This is a genomic window from Vibrio sp. 1288 (genome assembly GCF_033344475.1).
On sequence record NZ_JAWPOX010000966.1, the window covers coordinates 1 to 555 of the forward strand.

The 555-nt window shown below is 45.9% G+C and carries 1 protein-coding gene; it reads right to left on the bottom strand.

Annotation, left to right across the window (positions count from 1 at the left end):
• A partial coding sequence (locus tag R8O11_RS30375; RefSeq protein ID WP_318195282.1) for a hypothetical protein occupies positions 1-555 on the bottom strand: 555 nt, incomplete at both ends.

Below are 555 nucleotides of genomic sequence, written 5' to 3' on the forward strand. Positions count from 1 at the left end.
GCATTAGGTAACGAATGCGCACAGCATCCGCAGTTTGAGAATCGCCTTTACCATAGATATTCATGTCACCAACATCGAAGAACAGCTGGTTTGTCTTGGTCGGCTCGACCGTGATTTGAATATCGTCTGAGGTATCAAATACGCCATCAGGGCCGCTATTTACCATCTCGGTAGAATCAGGAATATAAGCAAAGCCACCAGGATAACGGTCGACTAGACGCACACCTGAGAATGGGTTGTCGTTTTCGTTGGTGATCACCACTTCGTATTCAACGACTTCACCGACACTGGCTTCCGATTTGCTTGCCACTTTAGTGACTTTCAGCATGCCTTCGTTGTAAGCCTGCTTTTTCACTTTGATCGTGACATTCGCAGATGCCGTTTCGCCTGTTGATGCTGCTGCCTTGAAGACGTTGGTAAAGTTGTCATCAATGCCTTGATTGATCTCACCTATCACAACGATTTCAAACTCGTTGCCTTGGTACGCTTTCAAGGTATGGTTGGAATTGACGTTGTTATCTGAATCCACAGAAACCACAACACCAGATTTCAGCT